This is a genomic window from Erythrobacter sp. (assembly GCF_023653175.1).
GTDB lineage: Bacteria > Pseudomonadota > Alphaproteobacteria > Sphingomonadales > Sphingomonadaceae > Erythrobacter.
This window is the reverse complement of record NZ_JAMNXL010000264.1, coordinates 1-3,467: the sequence shown is the minus strand read 5'-3', so window position 1 is coordinate 3,467 and position 3,467 is coordinate 1. Positions and strand designations below refer to the sequence as shown.

Annotated in this window: 3 protein-coding genes; 1 reads left to right on the top strand and 2 read right to left on the bottom strand. The window is 60.9% G+C overall.

From position 1 onward, the window contains the following. A partial coding sequence (locus NBV68_RS18580; protein WP_296312847.1) for a TonB-dependent receptor occupies positions 1–599 on the top strand: 599 nt, incomplete at its 5' end. Positions 600–726: 127 nt separating this feature from the next. Here NBV68_RS18580 and NBV68_RS18575 read toward each other — a convergent pair. Together NBV68_RS18575 and NBV68_RS18570 are read right to left on the bottom strand one after the other, a co-directional pair. Next, entirely contained in the window at positions 727–1,926 is a 1,200-nt protein-coding gene (locus NBV68_RS18575; RefSeq protein WP_296312845.1) for an MFS transporter, read from the bottom strand. A 78-nt stretch (positions 1,927–2,004) separates the two neighbouring features. Next, positions 2,005–3,467: glycoside hydrolase family 3 C-terminal domain-containing protein (locus tag NBV68_RS18570; protein ID WP_296312843.1), on the bottom strand; the 1,463-nt coding region annotated here is incomplete at its 5' end.

Sequence of the window (3,467 nt, the reverse complement as noted above, 5' to 3'; positions counted from 1 at the left end):
TCAACGCGGCGCTGTTCTACACCGACTATAACGGCATCCAGCTCAACTTCCAGGAAGGCGGATCGCCGACCATCGCCAACGTCGGCGATGGCCGGATCCAGGGTGCGGAACTTGAAGTTGTGGCAGAGCCGGTCGATGGCCTGACGCTGAACTTCGCGCTTGGGTATACCGATGCGGTCTATACCTCGCTCGATCCCGCTGTGGCCGTCACCAGCGGCCCGAATGCCTTGCAGGCCGGGGCAATCGTAGGCAGCACGCTTCCCAAGACGCCCGAATGGAAGATCAACTTCAGCCCTCGATATGAGTTCGATCTGGGCAATGGCGGGTCGATCACGCTGCTGGGTGATTACACCTTCATCTCGGAGCAGACGAACAATGTCGAGCGAACCTTCGTGCTCAATCGTCCGGCGGTCTCGCTCCTCAACGCCAGTATCGCCTACCGTGACCCCGAAGAGCGGTACACCGTCACGCTGGGCGGCACCAACCTGACCGACGAACGCTACGTCGCGTCCGGGACTGCCATTCCAGCCTTTGGGGCGATCATCGGCCAGTTCAGCCGGCCCACGGAATGGTATCTGCGCATGGGGTTCAAGTTCTGAACCGATTGCCAACGAGATTGGCTTACAAAAATGGGGCCGCACCGGGAGGTGCGGCCCCTTTCTTTTGCCATGTCGGTGAGAGCGACGACCGCCTCAATTATCATCCCAGACGCGAGGGATATCCGGCTTAGCGGGTCTTTCGGATCGGCAGAACCACGAACGCACCAACCACCGCAAAAGCTGCCCCGGCCAGGAAGACCGCAGGCAGATTCTGTCCGGAGGGCGATCCGATCACGAGGAACAGCGGCGCGATCATCGGCGCGAGGCTTTGGGGCAAGGTGCTCGCGATATTGAACACGCCCAGATCTTTAGCGGTGTCATCAGGATTGGGCAGCACTGCTGCAACCAGCGCCATGTCGACAGCGAAATAGACCCCCTGCCCCACGCCGTATACTGCCGCTCCGATCAGGAATTGCCCGGGTGTCGTCGCGGTTGCAATGACCACTAAACCAGCAGCAACCAGAAGTCCGGCGGCCAGCACGACCGGCTTGCGCCGTCCGATCCGATCGGACAGCCAGCCACTTGCAAGAGTGCAGACGATCGTCACGACGGTGGTGATCAGCTGCGCCTGAGCCAGAATTTCCAATGCAGCTGCCTCGCCCAATCCAAGCGCGTCATTGGCGAAGATGAACTGGTAGCTGAGGAAGTAGGCCACACCCATGAAGACCAGAAGGCGGCTGAGGAATGCCCAGCCGAAGTCGGGATGCTCTCGCGGGTTGACCCAAAACGTGCGGACCACATCGACCGCGCGGAATGGCGGGAGGTCGGCGGCGGGACTATCGCTGAACGTGCCGAACAGCCAGATCACCGCGACAGGTACGATCACCCAGGGTGCGAGGAACATCAGCAGATTGTTGTGGGCAGTGTATTGGGTAACGTAGGCTCCGAGGAAAAGTGCAAGGCTGAGTGCAATGCCGAGGAGCGCAGACACTTTGCCGCGCTGTTCCTCGGGCACGAACTCCGGAAGCAGAGCGTTGTTGGCTGCCATTGCCGCGTTCGCGCCGATCTGGACCAGAAACCATCCCGCGCCGAGCATGAACAGCGATCCGGCCTGAGCCATCAATAGGAGGCCACCGAACAGGATTGCGCAGCCAACCACGATCCAGAGCTTTCGCTTTCCGAAGCGGCTGCGCGTACGGTCGGACAGTGCGCCGAAGATCGGCGCAGAAACAAGCGCTGCAAGGGCTCCCGGAGCGAGCACTGTCCCCAGATCAACGGCGCGATCAGCCGTGCCTGACAGCTGCCCCAGTTTAACCGCGATCGAAGCGAGCAGGGGCGCAAACAATGCGAGGTAGATTGCGAACACAGTCAGGAGATAGGCGAGCATGAAGCCCAGCCCGACTGGCTTCAGTGGACCAGCAGGGCCCGAAGTGGCGATGGGCTGCACGAATGTTCTCCCGAATGATTAGGGTGCAGGCGTGACCGTGAACGTGCCGGCAAGGTTGGTCGTGGAATCACCACCAATGTACACATCAAAGGTGGTTGCATCCGCGACCCATCCGCGAGCAGCGGACGACCAGTAACGTCGCTGACCGGCGCCGAGGGTGAACTGCACAATTCGGCTTTCCCCAGGCGCGAGAGTCACACGTTCGAAGCCTTTGAGCTCACGCACCGGGCGCGCCGCGCTGCCGTGACGTTGGTGAATGTAAAGCTGGACGACTTCGTCTCCCGTCACGGGACCGGTGTTGGTCAGTGTCACTGCAATCGGCAGATCATCGTCAGATCCGATAGTCTCTGCTCCGATCACGAGGTCAGAATAGGCGAAGGTTGTGTAACTGAGCCCGAAGCCGAACGGGTAGAGCGGCGTGCCATCTTCGTTCCAGTAGCGCATTTCGCGCTCCTTGGGCTTGTGAGTTACCATCCGCGCATAGTGAAGCGGCACCTGCCCGATGCTGCGCACCCAGGTAAAGGGAAGCTTCCCGCCTGGCACGGCGTCGCCGAAAACGGCATTGGCAACGGCCTTGCCGCCTTGGGTGCCGGGATACCATATCTGAAGGATGGCATCGGGCTGCGCACCCTTCAGGTCAAGTGGACGCGCCGCCATGATCAGAAGCACGGTCGGTGTACCTGTGGCGATCACTGCTTCGAGCAGTTCCTGCTGACGCCCCGGCAAATCGAGCGAAGAGCGTGAAGCTGCTTCACCGATCATGTTTTGTGCCTCGCCCAGCACGAGCAACGCTACTTCGCTATCTCGCGCGGCTGCCACGGCTTCGGCAATCCCCACATCGTCATCGACGCTAACGAGCGGCGCGATATCAAAGCCCGGAATATCGTCGAAGAACGAAGGATTGAGCCGCTGCTCGATCGAGACGCCCGTTACATGTACAACTTCGGTTGCCCCTTGGAGGCGATCGCGGATGCCGGTCAGCACCGTGACTGTTTCGGCATTGTCATGATCGAACACCCAGGGGCCGATGGTGTCGCGAGCAGAATCTGCGAGCGGGCCGATGACCGCAATCTTCCGCAAGGCTTGGGGGTCAAGCGGGAGGACTCCATCCTGATTGCGAAGCAGGACAAAGCTGCGCTCAGCGGCATGCCTAGCCGCTTCGCGGTGTGCAGGGTAATCAAGGACCTGCATCGCCGCGCCGGGCTTTGCAAAGGGCGCATCAAACAAACCCAGTCGTGCCTTGATTGTCAGCACCCGGCGCACGGCATCGTCGAGCCGCGCGGCATCAATCCGTCCATCGGCCAGTGCCTGCGGCAGAGTGTTGAACACCGAGTCATGCGCTTCGAGCGCCATCTCCATATCGAGCCCGGCATTAAGCGCGCGCACTGCAGCGTCAGCCCGATCCCGCGCGAAATTGTGTTTGGCAAGGTCGTGCGCCGAGTTGGCATCCGACACGGTAAAGCCGCTGAAGCCCCACTCTT

Bases quoted from the DNA above. Each gene is read 5' to 3' on its own strand.
- NBV68_RS18575 (WP_296312845.1), bottom strand. From the start codon at position 1,926: ATGCTCGCCTATCTCCTGACTGTGTTCGCAATCTACCTCGCATTGTTT.